Origin of the sequence: Streptomyces bullii, assembly GCF_042657145.1 — a bacterium.
In the GTDB taxonomy this organism is placed as follows: domain Bacteria; phylum Actinomycetota; class Actinomycetes; order Streptomycetales; family Streptomycetaceae; genus Streptomyces; species Streptomyces bullii.
In genome coordinates this window covers 420,238-437,284 of the sequence record NZ_JBHSNY010000001.1, presented here as the reverse complement: position 1 = coordinate 437,284, position 17,047 = coordinate 420,238, and the positions used below count along the sequence as shown (strand labels likewise).

Below are 17,047 nucleotides of genomic sequence, written 5' to 3'. Positions count from 1 at the left end.
GGGGCGGACCGGCCCGACCGGTCCGCCCCTTCCGTGTGCCCAGGGCAACCGCCGGTACCCCGCACCGGGCGGCGCACGACGACTTCAACGGCGAGGGTGACTCCCACGTGGCGATCGGCGCACCCGGCACCACGGTCGACGGTGCCGCCGAGGCCGGGGCGGTCGGCGTGCTGTAACGGCTGCTCGTACGGCCTGTCCACCTCGTGCAAAGCAGGTGCTGAAGTGGCCGGCCGTCCCGGACGCGGAAGGCGGGGGGCTCTGGCGGCTACAGCGCCGTCCTGTGCGGCGCGGACCTCGACGGCGAGGGGTACGCGGACCTGCTCTCGTCCGTCCGCTCCCGACTGACCGGCATCGGCGACGGATACGCCGTCGTCGTCAACTGGCGTCAACCGGGGGGGGGCTTTCACCCTGGGCGCCTGTGAGCCGACCCATGACAGTGATGTCGTGTACCGGTCGGGGCCGACCCGTGCGCGGCTCGGGGCGTCACTGGCCGGCCGAGGCAACTCCCACCGGTCGGCAGTCGGCTGACGACCCGATGGATCCGTTGTGGCCAGATCACGTTTGTCGTGTTGTTGCCGTGTCGCTACGGGTCTTCTGTTGTCTGCTTGTTTGTCATGCACGCGAACCTCGGTGTTCAGCGGACGGACCGCCCGGACGGCGAGCTTCGCAGTGTCCCCACGAGGCAAGCGAGGCAAGGGAGTTCGCCGTGACCGGAGAGAACGGGGCCGTGACGCCCGACCGACGCCGCTTTCTGACCGCCGGTGCCGCTGTGCTCGGCGCCGCGGCCTCCGCCCAGCTGTGGCTGCCGGCCGTCGCCCACGCGGCCGAGACACCGCTGCCCGACGGGGTGTTCAGCCTCGGCGTCGCCTCCGGCGATCCGCTGCCGGACGGTGTGGTGCTGTGGACCAGGCTCGCCCCCGACCCGTTGAACGGCGGCGGGATGCCCGACCGCGCGGTGCCGGTGGAGTGGCAGGTCGCCGAGGACGCCCGGTTCAGACGAGTCGTCCGCCGGGGCATCGCCACGGCCCGGCCCGAGTACGGGCACAGCGTTCACGTGGACGTACGCGGCCTGCGTCCGGACCGTACGCACTGGTACCGCTTTCGCGTCAGCGGCCAGCTCTCGCCCACCGGCCGCACCCGCACGGCGCCCCACCCGTACGGCTCCGGGGGCACCCTGCGCGTCGCGCTCGCCTCCTGCCAGAACTGGCAGCACGGCTACTTCACGCCGTACGCCGACATGCTCGACCAGGACCCGGACATCGTGCTGTTCGTCGGCGACTACATCTACGAGTCCACCCCGTCGGCCACCGCCCTGCGCCGTCACGAGGGCACCGGCGAGCCGTTCACGCTGGTCCAGTACCGCAACCGGTACGCCCAGTACCGCACCGACCCGGACCTCGCGGCGATGCACGCCAACGCGCCCTTCGTCGTCACCTTCGACGACCACGAGGTCGACAACGACTTCGCCGGGGAGATCCCGCAGGATCCCGACAAGCAGCCGCACGACGCGTTCGTGGCCCGGCTGACCGCGGCGTACCAGGCCTACTACGAGCACATGCCGGTGCGCGCGACGGCGATCCCCAACGGCCCGCACATCCGGATGTACCGCCGCCTGGAGTTCGGCCGCCTGGCCCGGCTGAACGTGCTGGACACCCGGCAGTACCGCAGCGACCAGGCCACCAGCCAGGAAGGCGCCCAGAACCCGGACCTGACCATGCTGGGCGCGCGGCAGAAGCAGTGGCTGCTGGACGGGCTGCACGACTCGCCCGCCCGATGGAACCTGATCGCCTCGCAGATCATGATGGCCGAGACGGATCTGAAGGTCGGCGAGGGCAAGCTCTGGTTCTACGACGCCTGGGACGGCTACCAGGCCGAACGTAACCAGTTCCTGAAGGAGTTCAGGTCCGTGCGCAACCCGGTCGTGCTCACCGGCGACCGGCACCTGACGATGATCAGCGACCTGAAGGAGGACTTCGCCGACCCCGACTCGGGCGTCGTGGGCGCCGAGTTCGTCGGCACCTCCATCTCCAGCAACGGTGACCAGGACCAGGCCGCCTTCCACCGCGAGTGGGACCCGCGACGGCCCGACAACCCGCACTGGAAGCTGCTCGACGCCCACCGCGGCTACCACCTCCTCGACGTCCGCCGCGACGGCATCGACGCCCAGGTGCGCATCGTGGACACCGTGCGACAGCCCACGGCCACGCCCAGCACACTGGCCCGGCTGCGCGTGGAGGCGGGCCGACCCGGCGTCGAGGTGGTCTGACCCCCGTACCGACCGCGAGGGCCTGGGACGAAGCCTGCAGGCAGGCCGTCCCAGGCCCCTCGCGGTGCGGCGGCGAGGGCGTCCTCGGCGGCCCTCTCACCGCCCCCCTGCCGACAGGCACCTCCTGGAGTCCGTCCTGACCGCCCGTGGCCGCGCCGCGATGCCGGGCGACCCGGTGCCCACCTACCGGCACGGGAGCGGCTGCTGGGCCAGGTGAACCCCGACCAGGGGCGCACCTCGTTGGTGAGCGGTGGCTTCTTCGCCGACGCCGGGGACGAGGTGACGATTGCCCGCGACGATCGCCCGCCCCGCCCGCGTCGTCCGCAGCGTCTGCGTCGTCCGCAGCGCCGGCGTCGTATGCAGCGCCCGCATCGCATGCAGCGCCCGCATCGTCCGCAGCGTCCGCGAGTTGGGCGGCGGCCGTGAACGGGTGGCTCCGTCGCGTCCCGTGAGGCGCCCCCGGGTCGGCGTACAAAGTCCTGAAGCCGGTTCCGTCGTCCTGAAGCCGTCCGGACACGGCGAATCGCGCCCTTACCCTTGCCGAGACCGAAATGCTGCGGAATCTTAATAAGGAATTCCGCGGCAATGGACCGCCGGACGCGCTCTATTCCCGGCCGGTGCGCGACGGCGCTGCCCCGCATATGAAGAACGCGTGCAGTCCCGCGCCCAGGGCGTGAAGATCGGCCCCCGCGGAGGGCGGGAGGTGGCCGGTGAGCACGCATCGCGGCCGACGCGGCGGCGGCCGTGCGGGTCGAGCCCGCCAAAGGGCGTACCGTGCACCGGACATCGTCCAAGGAACTCGTGAAGGTCCTCGACTGCCGCTGCCTCAACCGGCCGCGGCGGCGCTGAGCTTCTCCGGTGTCACGCACAGCAATGGTGAACTCCTGTGGAGTTACTCACAGCAATTTCCAGGGGCGTCGGCGCAACCGTGGCAACGGCCTCGCCAATCACCAGCGGTGCAAGGTGAATGACAGGTTGCGCGCACATATGCGGTCGAGGTCGCTCACCTTGCACTGCGGTAACCACAAGTGGGACCATTTCGAAGTTCCCTGTCGCCCCAAGGTAGGTCACCTGTGTCCCAGCACATAGCCAAGCCCCGTACCACCGCAGTGATCCTGGCCGGCGGTACCGGTCAGCGCGTGGGTCTGTCGATCCCCAAGCAGCTGCTGAAGATCGCCGGCAAGGCAGTCATCGAGCACACCCTGACCACCTTCGAGAACGCCGACTCGATCGACGACGTCATCGTGCTGATGGCCCCGGGCTATGTGCCCGACGTCGAGAAGATTGTCGCGAAAGCCGGATTCAAGAAGGTTTCGCGCATCATCGAGGGCGGTTCCACCCGCAACGAGACCACCGAGCGCGCCATCTCCGCCCTGGGCGAGGGCCTGGCCGAGGGCGAGGACCTCAACGTCCTCTTCCACGACGCCGTGCGCCCGCTGCTGTCGCAGCGCGTCATCGACGACTGCGTGGCCGCCCTGGAGCGCTACCAGGCCGTCGACGTGGCCATCCCGTCCGCGGACACCATCATCGTCACGCGCACCCACGGCGAGGACGGCGAGTTCATCACCGAGATCCCGGACCGCTCCCGGCTGCGCCGCGGCCAGACCCCGCAGGCCTTCAAGCTGTCCACGATCAAGCGGGCCTACGAGGTCGCCGCCGGGGACCCGAACTTCCAGGCCACCGACGACTGCTCCGTCGTGCTCAAGTACCTGCCGGACGTGCCGATCCACGTCGTCGCGGGTGACGAGTACAACATGAAGGTCACCCAGCCCGTCGACGTCTTCATCGCCGACAAGCTGTTCCAGCTGGCCTCCACGGCCGCGCCCGAGCAGAACGGTGAGGAGGCCTACCGCGCCGCGCTCACCGGCAAGACGGTCGTGATCTTCGGCGGCTCGTACGGCATCGGCAAGGACATCGCCGAACTCGCCGAGTCCTACGGCGCCACGGTGTACGCGCTGGGCCGCTCCACCACCGGCACCCACGTGGAGAACCCGGAGGAGGTCGACGACGCGCTGTCCAAGGCGTACGCCGAGACCGGACGCATCGACTACGTCGTCAACACCGCCGGCGTGCTGCGCATAGGCAAGCTCGCCGAGACCGACAACGCCACCATCGAGGAGGCGCTGAAGGTCAACTACCTGGCCCCGGTGCAGATCGCGCGCTCCTCGTACAAGTACCTGTCCGAGACCAAGGGCCAGCTGCTGCTGTACACCTCCAGCAGCTACACCCGGGGCCGCGCCGAGTACAGCCTGTACTCCTCGACCAAGGCCGCCATGGTGAACCTCACCCAGGCGCTGTCCGACGAGTGGGCCGGCGACGGCATCCGCGTCAACTGCATCAACCCCGAGCGCACCGCCACGCCGATGCGCACCAAGGCCTTCGGCCAGGAGCCCGCGGGCACGCTGCTGTCCTCCGAGGCCGTGGCCCGCACCTCGCTCGACGTGCTGCTGTCCGAGCTGACCGGCCACGTCATCGACGTCCGCCAGCAGGACCCGACCGCCGGCGCGGCCAGGGCCTCCGGCTTCGAGCAGGCGCTGGCCTCCGTGCTGGACCGTCAGGACGGCGTGTAATAATTGACGGTATATAGACTTCCGTAATTCAGGCCTTCGCGGATGCCCGTTAACGTCTCGGCGTTATCAGGGTCTTCGCGGGGGCCTGAATCCGTACACCACGTAAATTTCACAGACCAGCCGCATTTCAGAACAAACCGGCACCTCCCCCTCCAAGAGCAGGTTTCTCCGTGATAACCACCGCTATTCGCGTCGCCCGGGTGGGCAGCGCGGCCGAGCTGGCCGCGGCGGCCCTCATGATGGCGGGCTTCCCCGTCCTCATGCTGGCCGCGCTCGTCCCGAGCGTCCCCGCCTTCGCGGCCGCGGCGGCCGTGACGTACCTGGCGGATCACTATCTGCACCGCAAGGGCAGCTACCTGATCAACCGCCTCAGCAAGGTACGGGCCGGCCTGTCGATCCGCTTCCTGATCCGGCAGCTGCTGCTCATCCTGCTGCTGGCCCGGCTGTCCCTCGCGGACAACCTGATCTACTACGGGGCAATCGCCTGCTTCATCGCCTTCTACGGCCTGCAGGCCCCGCACGGCGCGCTGGTCACCCTGATCCGCAACCGCCGCAGGATGCCGGTCGCCACCCGCAACGTCGACCTCAAGTCGCGCATCCGCATCCCGGACGCCCCGCCGCGCCGGCTGCTGCACCGCTCCGCGGAGAAGATGCTCCACCTCGACCTCGCGGCGGTCGTCGGCATCGTCGTCTCCGCGCAGCTGGGCTCCGCCGGGTTCGGCTTCCTGGGCATCGGCATCACCCTCGGCCTGAGCACCGGCTACGTCCTCGCGCTCCTGCCGTACGTACGCGGCCGTAAGACGCCGCCGCGGGCCGAGACGGTCCTGGCCGCCGTCGACGACTGGCTGCGCGCGTACAAGCCCGAGACCGTGCTGTACTTCTCCGGCTCCAAGGACTCCGCCTACCAGGTCAACATGTGGCTGGAGACCATGGAGCAGCTGGAGAGCAAGCCGCTGATCATCCTGCGTGAGCGCGCCATCCTGAACAACCTGGCGCCCACCACGGTCCCCGTCATCTGCGTGCCCGGAGGGGTGCACCTGATGAACATGGACCTGTCCACGGTGCGTGTCGCGCTGTACGCGGCGAACGTCGGCAAGAACATCCACATGCTGCGCGTGCCCACCATGAAGCACGTCTTCATCGGCCACGGCGACAGCGACAAGCTCGCCAGCGTCAACCCGTTCAGCAAGGTCTACGACGAGGTGTGGACCGCCGGCCGCGCGGGCCGCGACCGTTACGCCATCGCCGACGTCGGTGTCCGCGACGAGGACATCGTCGAGGTCGGCCGCCCGCAGCTGGCCCCCATCGAGAGCTGGCAGGGCGTCCCGGACGGCCGTATCCCGACGATCCTGTACGCCCCCACCTGGGAGGGCTGGGACGACAACCCGGGCAACACCTCGATCCTGCTGGCCGGCGAGAACATCGTCCGCCGCCTGGTGACCGCCGACCCGCCCGTGCGTGTCCTGTACAAGCCGCACCCGTTCACCGGCACCCGCAGCAAGGACGCCAAGGCCGCCCACCAGCGGATCACCGCCCTGGTCACGCAGGCCGCCGCCGAGCGAGCCGCCGACCCGCGCTTCACCGTCGACACCGCCGCCCAGGAGCAGGCCAAGGCCGAGATGGCCCGCATCGAGGCCCGGATCGCCCAGCTGGTCGGCGCCGGCGGAGACAAGGGCGACGAGGCCGAGGCCACCCGCGACGGCATCGTGGACGTGCACAAGCACGAGGAGATCGCCCGGCTGCGGGCCGAGTGGAACACCGCCTACTGGCGCTCCTTCCCCACCTGGGAGCACCGCGTCATCACCGGCGCCCAGCCGCGCCTGTACGACTGCTTCAACGTCTCGGACGCGATGGTCTCCGACATCTCCAGCGTGGTCTCCGACTTCATCGCCAGCGGCAAGCCGTACGCCGTCACGGACTCCGCGGAGCTGGGCGTGGAGGAGTTCAAGCGGGCGAACACGGCGGTGCGCGCCGCGGTGATCCTGTCCAACAGCGCCGCCGAGCTGGGCGAGCTGCTCGGCGCGGTCCGCGACCCCGCCGCCGACCCGCTGGCCGAGGACCGCAAGGAGCTCAAGCAGTACCTGCTGGGCCCCGACGAGCCGAAGTCCATCGACCAGTTCAACACCGCCGTCGCCAACCTCGCGCTGAAGGCCGAGGCCCGCAACGTCGGCCAGGCGACGCGCGCCGCGGCCGGCGGCGCCGAGGCCGAACTGGCCAACGCGGTACCCGGACAGCGGGTGTCCGCGGCCGGTGACACGGACGGTGTCGGCGCCGGCTGACCGGCCGTACGGCGACCTACAGGGTTCGGCCCCCGGGGAGTTCTCCTCGGGGGCCGAACCCTTTCCCCGTCCTCACCCGTATGCATGGGTGCTCTTACCGCCGGTGCCTACGGTGAATGCTGTCGGTTCACCATGTGATGCCCATCACCAAAAGAAGGATGTCGAGCAACCGCTTGCGGGGGTCAACCGTCTTCGAGGTAGCGAATGAGGCGATTCGGGGGAAATAACCCGGTGACAAGGGGGAAACGTGACGCAGCCTGATGTGAGCGTGATCATCGGGGCGTACGAGGCGATGCCGTATCTGATCGAGTGCCTGGAGTCCGTCGAGGCACAGACCATCGGCCCGGAACGCGTCGAGGTCATAGCCGTCGACGACGGTTCGACGGACGGTACCGGGGAGTACCTGGAGGAGTTCGCCGACCGGGCGCCCATGCCGGTCACGGTGGTCCGGCAGGAGAACTCGGGCGGCCCGAGCGGCCCGCGCAACGTCGGCCTGGGCAAGGCGGCCGGGCGGTACGTCTTCTTCCTCGACGCCGACGACCGGCTGGGCACCGAAGCCCTGGAGCGGATGGTCGCGATGGCCGACCGCGCCGGCACGGACGTCGTCCTCGGCCGGGTGGAGGGCGTCAACCGCACCGCGCCCAAGTCGATGTGGGGCAAGACCCTGGAGCGCACGGACGTCTTCTCCTCGAACATCAAGTTCACGCTCAGCGCGCAGAAGCTGTTCCGCCGTGAACTGCTCACCCGCAACGGGATGCGGTTCGACGAGTCGCTGTTCACCGGCGAGGACGCGCTGTTCACGATGGAGGCGTACCTGCGCGCCGACGGCGTCTCGGTGATCTCGGACTACACCTGCTACTACCTGGTGGGCCGCGACGACGGCAAGCACGTCACCAAGAGCGGCAGTTACACCCTGCGCTTCGACTCCGCGCGGGCCCTGATGCACCTGATAGCCGAACACGTGCCTGCCGGCGGCCGCCGCGACCAGCTCATGGTCCGTCCCTTCCTCGTCACGCTGCTGCCGCAGTTCGGCCCGAAGTACCTCAAGGACAGCGAGGAGGTACGGCGCCACAAGTTCGAGCTGGCGAAGCCCCTGATGGACGACTACTGGACCGAGGGCGTCGCCCGGCGCCTCAAGGTGCACGAACGTCTCCGGCTGCACCTGGTCGCCGAGCAGCGCCCCGACCTCCTGCCCGACGTGATCGAGTTCGTCCGGGCCAAGAAGCAGGCGGCGGCCCTCCTGGAGAAGAGGGGCCGCCGTCTGTACCTGGCCTACCCGCACTTCCGTGACCGGGCCGCGGGCATCCCCGACACGGTCTACCTCGCCGAGCCCCGCGAGGCCCGCGGCTTCCCCGGCTACCGCGAGGGCGGGGTGGACTCCTTCGTCCGCCGCGCGGCCCGCAAGGCCCGCCGGATGCTGACGTCGTCGAAGCGGGTCACCCCGGGCGGAACGGCCGCGGCGGCGTAGCCACGCCAGTTCCCAGGGACCCGCCAGGACCGAGTGCGGCGGTGTGTCGGAGCGGTCGGCACGGCAGCTTGCGGGGCCCGCCAGGACCGGGTGGCCGGTGTTTCGGAGCCGTCGGCGCCGGGGGCCTGGGACGGCACGCCACGGTGCGCTGGTGTCGGAGCCGTCGGTACGGGGGCTTTCGGGAGGGCTGGTGGCGGAGCCGTCGGCCCGGGCACCCGGGGGACGGGTCACGACTGGGCGTGCCTGTCTCGGAGCCGACGACACCGGCACCGCGGGAGACCCCGCCCCGGTCGGCCCGGGCACCCGCGGTCCGTCGGCCCGGGCACCCGCCGTACCGACGGCCCGCGCACCCGCCGCCCGCCGCCCGCCTCTTTCCCACCCGCCGTACCGACCGGGTCGCACCCAGTCGGCCCGGGGCTCGCGCTAGGGCGCCGTTTCGGTCCCCGGGACGCCCACGGTGCCCTGGACGGCCGCCCGTTCCTCGCCGACCGCCCGCCGCTGCGCCGGAAGCTCCGCGGTCAGCCGTTCCGTCACCCGGGCCCGGTGGTTCCGGGCCGCGGCGCACAGGTTCCGGACGGCCGTGTCGAAGCGCTCCTGGGACGGCGGCTCGGCCGGGCCCAGCAGGCGGAGCTTCAGCGCGGCGCGTGCCCCGGCCAGCCGGTCCTTCTCCGGGTGCCGGACGGTCTCCAGCAGCTCGGCCACCCCGGCCCCGTCCGGCGTCAGCACGGTCGCCGCGGCCACCGTCGGGAAGGCCGCACGGAACGCGTCCTTGGGCAGTCCGCTGGTGTTCGCCACCGCGTACGGCTTCTCGCTCGCCAGGAAGTCGCTGATCACGCTCGACACGTCACTGATCAGCAGGTCGGCCCGGTCGAAGCAGGAGTACAGCGCGGGCCGGGCGTCCGTGACGATCTGGTGCTCACCCTCCGGCAGCGACGCCCAGTACGCCTCCTCCCAGGCGGCCGTGGCCCGTGCCACCGCATCGGCCCGCCCCGGCTCGGGCGCGCACTGCACCAGCATCCGCTCCACCTGGTCGGCGGCGGACCGGAACACGGACGTGGTGAGCCGGTCCAACTCCGCCGTAAGACGGGCCAGTTCCCCACCGTCGACAGCGGGACGGGCGCACGAGCGCTCCCGGTTGGCCGCCCGGATCAGCTCCCGGATGCGCAGATCGGCGGCGCCCGCCCGCGGGTCCACCGACCCCGTCAGCGGATGCGGCTTGTACAGCAGCCGCACACCCGGGTCCGCGAGCAGCGCCCGCACCAGGTTCTCCCCGGCCGCGATCACCGAGGTGTTGCCGGGGTTGCCGTCCCAGCCCTCCCAGGTCGGCGCGTACAGCACCGTGGTGTACGTCCCGGTGGGCGGGCCGTCGTACGGCCGTACGGCGTCCAGTTGCGGTCGGCCGATCTCCACGACGTCCTTGTCCTCGACGCCCACGTCGGCCAGCGCGTACCGCTCCCGCGCCGCGGGTCCGGCCACCCACACCTCGTCGTACGCCTTCGCGTACGGGTTGCACGACGACAGCTTGTCGCTCTCGCCGTGGTTGACGAAGGTGTGCTTGATCGTGGGGATGCGCAGCACCTGGGAGGTCTTGCCGGAGTTCGACGGGTGGATGAGGACCTGGAGCGTGGAGTGCTCCAGGCGCATCAGGGTCGAGACCTTCGGCAGGCAGACGACCGGGATGTCGGTCGCGGCGATCTTCTGCACCATGAACCGCTCGCGCAGGACGATGACGGGCCTGGCGTCGAGCTTCGCGAGCGGCTCCAGCCACATGTTCGCCTGGTACGCGGAGGACGCGCCGCCGGAGAAGTACAGGCCGACGGTCGGCCGGTACTCCGCCAGCCATGCGTCGAACCACTCCAGTACCTCCTCCTCGCCCGCCGGACGGCGGCCCGGCAGCAGCCGCAGCAGCAGCACGCCCAGGCCGGTGAGCGCCAGCAGGAGGGAGACGGCCAGGCCCGCGGCGCCGCACAGCGGTGCGTCGGCCACGGCCGTGGCGAGCAGCCCGGCCGTCGCCGGCAGGCCGAAGGCCAGCAGCCGGTGGCCGGGGCGGCGCAGCAGCGCGGGCGGCGCGGGGGACAGCCGCAGCGCCGAGGCGTCGATGTTCCGGGTCACCACCGGCAGCGTCCGGGTGCGGCGCACCAGCACCGACACCGCCTGGACGGCGCAGTGCAGCGCGTAGAAGGCGAGCAGACCGGCGACGAGCGGGGCGTACACCGACTCGCGGTCCTGCTCGCCGAGCCGCAGCAGACCCACCACCAGCAGCAGATCCCGCAGGACATGCCGCACGGAGACGTCCGCGTGCGACTTCGCGAACAGCGACAGCACCCCGCGCTGCCACCGGCACAGCGCGGCTTCGGTGGCCAGGGACGCGGCGGTCGCCGCGAGCAGCAGCGGCATGTGCGGCAGCAGCGCCGCCACGGCCTGCGCGCCGAACGCGGCGGCCAGGACGGCGGCGACCAGCGCCTGGCCGGCGGCAGGCCGCCGCAGGAACCGTACGGCCCGGCCGGTCAGGGCGGGCGCGGGTCGCGGCCGGGGGGCCGGGGGGCGGGGGGCCGGCTGCCGTCGCCGGGGCAGGGGTAGGGGCACTGCGGTCACTCCAGGTTCGTCGAGGGACAGGCGCCCGGGTTAACGCGCACCGACCTCCGGACGACACGCGCGTGTCCTGAAGCCCTGGAGTGACCGTGAGATGTTATGGACTCCCGGCCCCGGCCCCTTTCGCTGCTGCCCCTGCCCACGCCCTGCTGGTAGCCGCTGCCGCTGTTCCTCCTGGCCCCCGCCTGTCTCCCCTGCCGCCGTTCCTACTGGCGCCCCGCCTGGAGTGCCCGCCGGATCGGACGGCCCACCACCCGGCGGGCCTTGCGGTACACCGAGCTCGTCACGGGCGTGCTCCCGGACGCCTTGGCGGCGGCCTTGGCCCGGTCCAGCTCGCGCCTCAGTCGCTCGTTGTCCGCGGACAGTTCGGCCACACGACCGCTCAGCCAGCCGAGGCGCGGGGCGAGCGAGGCCATGTCGGTGTCGTTCCACGGGCGGATGCCCGGCGGGAAGGACAGCGCCCGCATCCGGGCGTCGAAGGCGGCCCCGCCGTCGCCGTGCGTGAAGGTGTTCTCCAGCCCGTTGCGGTCCAGGAACGCCGTGAACCGCTCGAATCGCGTCTGGTGATTCCCCGTCAGTCCCGAGAAGTCCGCCTCCTCGTACAGCCGTGCCGGGTCGAGGTCCTCGGGCAGCTCGTCGATCCGCCGGTGCGGTATCTCGAAGTAGCGGCACAGCTCCAGCGTGCGCGAGTCGCCGCACAGCACGGTCGCGGGCGTACCGGCCAGCAGCGCCGCGATGTTGCCGTGGATGCGGGAGCCGAAGGAGAAGTCGAAGGCGCGCAGGTCGTCGATCCAGGTGACCGGGTCGATGTAGACGCGGACCTTGCCCTCCCGGTACATCGGGTGGTCGGGGTGCGTCGGCATCGCCGTCACCTGACCGTTCGGGTCGGACAGGTCCCGCCAGTGCAACTGCCGTGCGTCGCTGAGGTTCTGGCCGATGAAGCGCAGGTTCGGGTACTGGGCGTGGGTGCGCCGGATGATCCGGTCCAGGCCCTGCTTCTTCACGGCGCTGTGCGAGCCGTTGACCGCGATCAGGGAGGCCGGCGTCAGCTCCTGCTCCCGCTTCTGTACGGCGAGTTCCTTGCCGTACAGGAACAGCGACGGGCAGCCGATGACCTCCACGTCCTTGAAGCCCAGGCTCTTCAGGTACGTCTCGGTGAACTCGCCCCGCACCCCGATCGAGGCGCTGCGGTCGAGCACCGCCGAGACGAAGTCGCGCACGGCCGGTTCCATCGGCTTCAGCCGCGCCGGGTTGTAGCTCACCCCGGCCTGGGCGCCGACGCCCAGCACGACCACCGGGATCCGCAGCTTCCTGATCAGCCGCGTCAGCCGCTTCAGCTGGGGCTCGAAGGACGGCCGGAAGGCGTTGGCGAGCGGGACGACGAAGGCGTCGCACTCCTCGTTGATCCTGCCGGCCGCGGCCACGTCCGTGCGGATGCCGTTCGAGACCACCTCGGTGTGCGGTGTCTCGAGAATCTTGTGCGCGGCGTCGCTGAAGATGAGATTGCCCGAGTTGGTGGCGATGACGTCGCGCTGGAGGGCGTCCTCCACGGGCACGACGTCGTAGGGGCTCTTCCCCGATCGGAGGAGGATCCGCTTCACGCGGCGAACGTTGTGTGACACAGCGTTCAACGTATGTTTGCGCGACCTTTAATTTCTATAGGCAACCAACACAACCTTTTTGCCGTATGCGACGCGTGAGCAAAGGAAAGCCGACGGTGACGGTCGCGCGTACGCCGGTGGCTGTCCGGAGGCCGGACCGGTGCGCGCCGCCCGATCCGCTTCGCGTAGATTGCCGGACAGGGAAGGAACGCAGGCAAGGGGGAAGAGCACAGGTGGCAGGGGCAAGGCAGGCCGTGGGCGAGGCCCGCAGGATCGTCGTCAAGGTGGGTTCCTCGTCGCTGACGACCGCCTCGGGCGGCCTGGACGCCGACCGGGTCGACGCGCTCGTCGACGTCCTCGCCAAGGTGCGCAGCGGCGGGGAGAAGGAGATCGTCCTCGTCTCCTCGGGCGCCATCGCCGCCGGACTCGCCCCGCTGGGCCTGCGCCGCCGCCCCAAGGACCTGGCCCGCCAGCAGGCCGCCGCCAGCGTCGGCCAGGGCCTGCTCGTGGCCCGCTACACCGCCTCCTTCGCCCGCTACGGCGTCCGGGTCGGCCAGGTGCTCCTGACCAGCGACGACATGAGCCGCCGCTCCCACCACCGCAACGCCTCCCGCACCCTCGACAAGCTCCTGGCGATGGGCGCCTTCCCGGTCGTCAACGAGAACGACACCGTCGCCACCGACGAGATCCGCTTCGGTGACAACGACCGCCTCGCCGCCCTCGTCGCCCACCTGGTCCGCGCCGACCTGCTGGTCCTGCTCTCGGACGTGGACGGCGTGTACGACGGCGACCCCGGCAAGCCGGGCACCTCGCGGATCGCGGAGGTGCGGGGTCCCGAGGATCTCGCGGACGTGGAGATCGGCAGCGCGGGCAAGGCCGGCGTGGGCACCGGCGGCATGGTCACCAAGGTCGAGGCCGCCCGGATCGCGGCCGCCGCCGGCATCCCCGTGGTGCTGACCAGCGCGATCCACGCGGCGGACGCGCTGACCGGCCAGGACACCGGCACCTACTTCCACCCCACCGGCAAGCGCTCCGCCGACCGGCTGCTGTGGCTCCAGCACGCCTCCACCCCGCAGGGCTCGCTGACGCTGGACGACGGCGCCGTGCGGGCGGTCGTGGAGCGCCGCAAGTCGCTGCTGCCGGCCGGGATCGCTTCCGTCGAGGGCGAGTTCAGCGCCGGTGACCCCGTCGAACTGCGGGACGCCGAGGGGCGCGCGGTGGCCCGCGGGCTCGTCAACTTCGACGCCAAGGAGATCCCCCTTCTGATCGGCCGCTCGACCCGGGAACTCGCCCGCGACCTCGGACCGGCCTACGAACGCGAGGTCGTCCACCGGGACGACCTGGTGCTCCTGCAGCCGTAGACGAGGCCGCGCGGCCTGCCAGTCGGACCACGCGGGGGCCGTAGCCGGTCCGTATCCGGTCCGTGCGGGGCAGGGCGGTATCCCTATGCGCCTCCGCGGCGATCCCCACGGAGGTCCGTAAAGGTTCCGTACGGCAGCCCGTAATGGATCGAAACGTCCGATCCCCGCTGGTGGACGTTCCGCGAAATCGCCACGCGATCCCTTGCGGCCTGCTCAACTTTGTCCCAGGGACACATTCCGCACGAGCACCGCTGTGTGAAGGAGGCCGTCGTGAGACGAGTGCGCCCAGGGACGACGGCGTCCCGCGGTGGTGCCGGCTCCCGGGCGGCCGGCGAGGAGCGCGCCCTGACGAGCGTCGCGGCCGGGGACCGGTTCTCCGGTGAGCAGCCGGCGGACACCCCGCGCCTGTGGCACATCACCCTCAGCGTCTCCGGGCAGGAGGCCCCGCTGACGGAGGTCCGGCGCGCTTTGGAACAGCTCGCCCACGACCATCCCTTCCTCCTGACCAGCAGATACGCGGGCGACCACGCCGAGATCCGCTACTGGGAGGAGGCCCGCGACCTGCACGACGCGGCCGCCGTCGCCCTGCGCCTGTGGGGCGAGCACCGGCAGACCGCCGGGCTGCCGCCCTGGGAGATCGTCGGCCTGGAGGTCATCGACCGCGCCACCTACCACCAGCGCATCGCCGAGGGGTACGGCCCGCCCCCGGCGTCACCGGTCGGTGTTCACCCCTTTTGAGCCCTACGCGGGTTTTGCTGCACTTGCTCCTGTCTCGGGGTGTGGAACGACCGGGGAACCCACCCCGCGAGCGCACTACTCTTCCCTCATGACCACGCTTTCGCCGTACGACTCGATGTCCCCGGTCACCCAGGCCGCCTACCGCGCCAAGGCCGCCGCAGCCGGCCTCGCTCCGCTGCCGCGGGCCGAGAAGGACGACGCGCTGCTCGCCATCGCGGACGCGCTGGAGGTCCGTACGAGTGAGATCGTCGAGGCCAACGCCCAGGACGTGGCCAAGGCGCGCGAGGCCGGCACCAGCGAGGGCATGATCGACCGGCTCACGCTCACCCCGGAGCGGGTGCGCGCGATCGCCTCCGACGTGCGCGACGTCGCGGCGCTGCCCGACCCGGTCGGCGAGGTCGTGCGCGGCTCCACGCTGCCCAACGGCATCGACCTGCGCCAGGTCCGCGTGCCGCTCGGCGTCGTCGGGATCATCTACGAGGGCCGGCCGAACGTGACCGTCGACGCCGCCGCCCTGTGCCTGAAGTCCGGCAACGCGGTACTGCTGCGCGGCTCGTCCTCGGCCTACCGGTCGAACACGGCGCTCGTGCGGGTCCTGCGGGACGCCGTGGGCGGGGCCGGGCTGCCCGCCGACGCCATCCAGCTCGTCCCCGGCGAGAGCCGCGACAGCGTGCGCGAGCTGATGCGCGCCCGGGGCCTGGTGGACGTCCTGATCCCGCGCGGCGGCGCCTCGCTGATCAACACGGTCGTCCAGGAGTCCGTCGTCCCGGTCATCGAGACCGGCACCGGCAACTGCCACGTCTACGTCGACGCCGCCGCCGACCTCGACATGGCAGTCGAGATCCTGATCAACTCCAAGGCCCAGCGGGTCGGCGTCTGCAACGCCGCCGAGACCCTGCTGGTCCACCAGGACATCGCCGCCGAGTTCCTGCCCCGCGCCCTGGACGCCCTCGCCGACGCCGGTGTCACCGTGCACGCCGACGAGCGGGTGATGGCGTACGCCAAGGACTCCAGGGCGGCCGTCGTCGAGGCGACGGCCGAGGACTGGGAGACCGAGTACCTGTCGTACGACATCGCCGCAGCGGTGGTCGACTCGCTGGACAAGGCCGTCGAGCACATCCGGCTGTGGACCTCCGGCCACACCGAGGCCATCGTGACCACCTCGCAGCAGGCCGCCCGCCGCTTCACCCAACTGGTCGACTCGACCACGGTCGCGGTGAACGCCTCCACCCGCTTCACCGACGGCGGCCAGTTCGGCTTCGGCGCGGAGATCGGCATCTCCACGCAGAAGCTGCACGCCCGCGGACCGATGGGCCTGCCGGAGCTGACCAGCACGAAGTACATCGTGACCGGGGACGGACACGTACGGCGCTGAGGCGGACGGGCGGCGCATATGCGCGTGGCAGGCGCCGGCGGACAGCGCGTGCGCCGCACCGGGCCGCCTGAAAGCCGTCTCACCAGCCGGATGAATTTCCATACCGTCTGCCCAAATTGACCCCCCCGGTCTACTCTGGATCCGTGCCGGAGGACGTGGGGGGCACGCCGTTCCCTGACGGCTGGGAGCCCGACGACGACCACGACCGCGGGGTGTCGGACGAAGAGTTCGCCTCCGTGGTCTTCGACGAGGCCTTCGTACGGGCGGCCGTGGTGCACGAGCCGACCGCCGTCGAACGCCTCCTGGCCGCCGCGCAGGCGAGAGCCGAGGCCTCCGAGGCCGAGGCCCGCCGGGCACACGCCCGCGGCGAGCGGTACGACGACGGGTACGGCCGCGACGAGCGCGGCGATTTCGGCCGCGACCTCGACTTCGACGACCTGGACGACGCCGACCTCCTGGAAGACGGCTACGGCGCCCCCGGGGGGTACGGCAAGCAGGTCCGCTGGCGCCGCCCCGTCGCCTGGATCCTCGCCCTCGTGATGGGCATCGGCATGGTCGCGCTGGCCTTCACGGCCGTCTACCGGGGTGCGTCCTCCAGCCGCGAGGACAAGGTGCCGGCGCCCGCCTCGACCGGCCTGGAACAGGGCGGCGCGGCGGTCCCTTCCGCGTCCGCCGACCACTCCCAGCCGGCCGTCTCCGTGATCCCGCGCAACCCCTGAGCGGTGCTCGGCAGACCGGCGGTGATGCCCCGGCGAGGCTGTTGAGAACCTGTCAGAACTTGTCGTGCGGCAGGGCGT

11 protein-coding genes are annotated in these 17,047 nt (G+C 71.2%); 9 read left to right on the top strand and 2 right to left on the bottom strand.

The window, feature by feature from the left end:
- Positions 1-35 precede the first annotated feature (35 nt).
- From ACFPZJ_RS02045 to ACFPZJ_RS02025, 5 genes are all read left to right on the top strand, one after another.
- On the top strand, positions 36-176 hold the full coding sequence (locus tag ACFPZJ_RS02045) for a hypothetical protein (RefSeq protein ID WP_381016277.1): 141 nt from the start codon (positions 36-38) through the stop codon (positions 174-176).
- A gap of 530 nt (positions 177-706) precedes the next feature.
- The gene (locus ACFPZJ_RS02040) at positions 707-2,266 is read left to right on the top strand and encodes an alkaline phosphatase D family protein (RefSeq protein ID WP_381016274.1); all 1,560 of its coding nucleotides are present in this window, start codon (positions 707-709) and stop codon (positions 2,264-2,266) included.
- A 1,073-nt stretch (positions 2,267-3,339) separates the two neighbouring features.
- Positions 3,340-4,836: a D-ribitol-5-phosphate cytidylyltransferase gene (locus tag ACFPZJ_RS02035; protein WP_381016272.1), complete on the top strand. Its 1,497-nt coding sequence runs from the start codon at positions 3,340-3,342 to the stop codon at positions 4,834-4,836.
- 170 nt (positions 4,837-5,006) lie between these two features.
- Positions 5,007-7,115: a hypothetical protein gene (locus ACFPZJ_RS02030; protein WP_381016270.1), complete on the top strand. Its 2,109-nt coding sequence runs from the start codon at positions 5,007-5,009 to the stop codon at positions 7,113-7,115.
- 247 nt (positions 7,116-7,362) lie between these two features.
- On the top strand, positions 7,363-8,583 hold the full coding sequence (locus ACFPZJ_RS02025) for a glycosyltransferase family 2 protein (RefSeq protein ID WP_381016268.1): 1,221 nt from the start codon (positions 7,363-7,365) through the stop codon (positions 8,581-8,583).
- A 423-nt stretch (positions 8,584-9,006) separates the two neighbouring features.
- Here ACFPZJ_RS02025 and ACFPZJ_RS02020 read toward each other — a convergent pair whose 3' ends face one another.
- Both ACFPZJ_RS02020 and ACFPZJ_RS02015 read right to left on the bottom strand, forming a co-directional pair.
- Positions 9,007-11,169: a hypothetical protein gene (locus ACFPZJ_RS02020; RefSeq protein WP_381017274.1), complete on the bottom strand. Its 2,163-nt coding sequence runs from the start codon at positions 11,167-11,169 to the stop codon at positions 9,007-9,009.
- A 212-nt stretch (positions 11,170-11,381) separates the two neighbouring features.
- A complete protein-coding gene (locus ACFPZJ_RS02015) occupies positions 11,382-12,776 on the bottom strand; it encodes a polysaccharide pyruvyl transferase family protein (RefSeq protein WP_381016265.1) in 1,395 nt (464 codons plus the stop codon).
- Between the two features lie 233 nt (positions 12,777-13,009).
- Between ACFPZJ_RS02015 and proB the strand changes: the two genes are divergently transcribed.
- The 4 genes from proB to ACFPZJ_RS01995 all read left to right on the top strand — a co-directional run bounded on the left by proB (position 13,010) and on the right by ACFPZJ_RS01995 (position 16,969).
- On the top strand, positions 13,010-14,137 hold the full coding sequence (gene proB, locus ACFPZJ_RS02010; RefSeq protein WP_381016262.1) for a glutamate 5-kinase: 1,128 nt from the start codon (positions 13,010-13,012) through the stop codon (positions 14,135-14,137).
- A 279-nt stretch (positions 14,138-14,416) separates the two neighbouring features.
- Positions 14,417-14,875, top strand: a complete 459-nt coding sequence (locus tag ACFPZJ_RS02005) for a hypothetical protein (RefSeq protein ID WP_381017271.1) — start codon at positions 14,417-14,419, stop codon at positions 14,873-14,875.
- Positions 14,876-14,963: 88 nt separating this feature from the next.
- The gene (locus ACFPZJ_RS02000; protein WP_381016259.1) at positions 14,964-16,250 is read left to right on the top strand and encodes a glutamate-5-semialdehyde dehydrogenase; all 1,287 of its coding nucleotides are present in this window, start codon (positions 14,964-14,966) and stop codon (positions 16,248-16,250) included.
- 143 nt (positions 16,251-16,393) lie between these two features.
- Positions 16,394-16,969 (top strand): SCO2584 family spore wall biosynthesis protein, encoded by a 576-nt coding sequence (locus tag ACFPZJ_RS01995; RefSeq protein WP_461096995.1) that lies wholly within the window; start codon positions 16,394-16,396, stop codon positions 16,967-16,969.
- Positions 16,970-17,047 lie beyond the last annotated feature (78 nt).

Bases quoted from the DNA above. Each gene is read 5' to 3' on its own strand.
- ACFPZJ_RS02000 (WP_381016259.1), top strand. From the start codon at position 14,964: ATGACCACGCTTTCGCCGTACGACTCGATGTCCCCGGTCACCCAGGCC.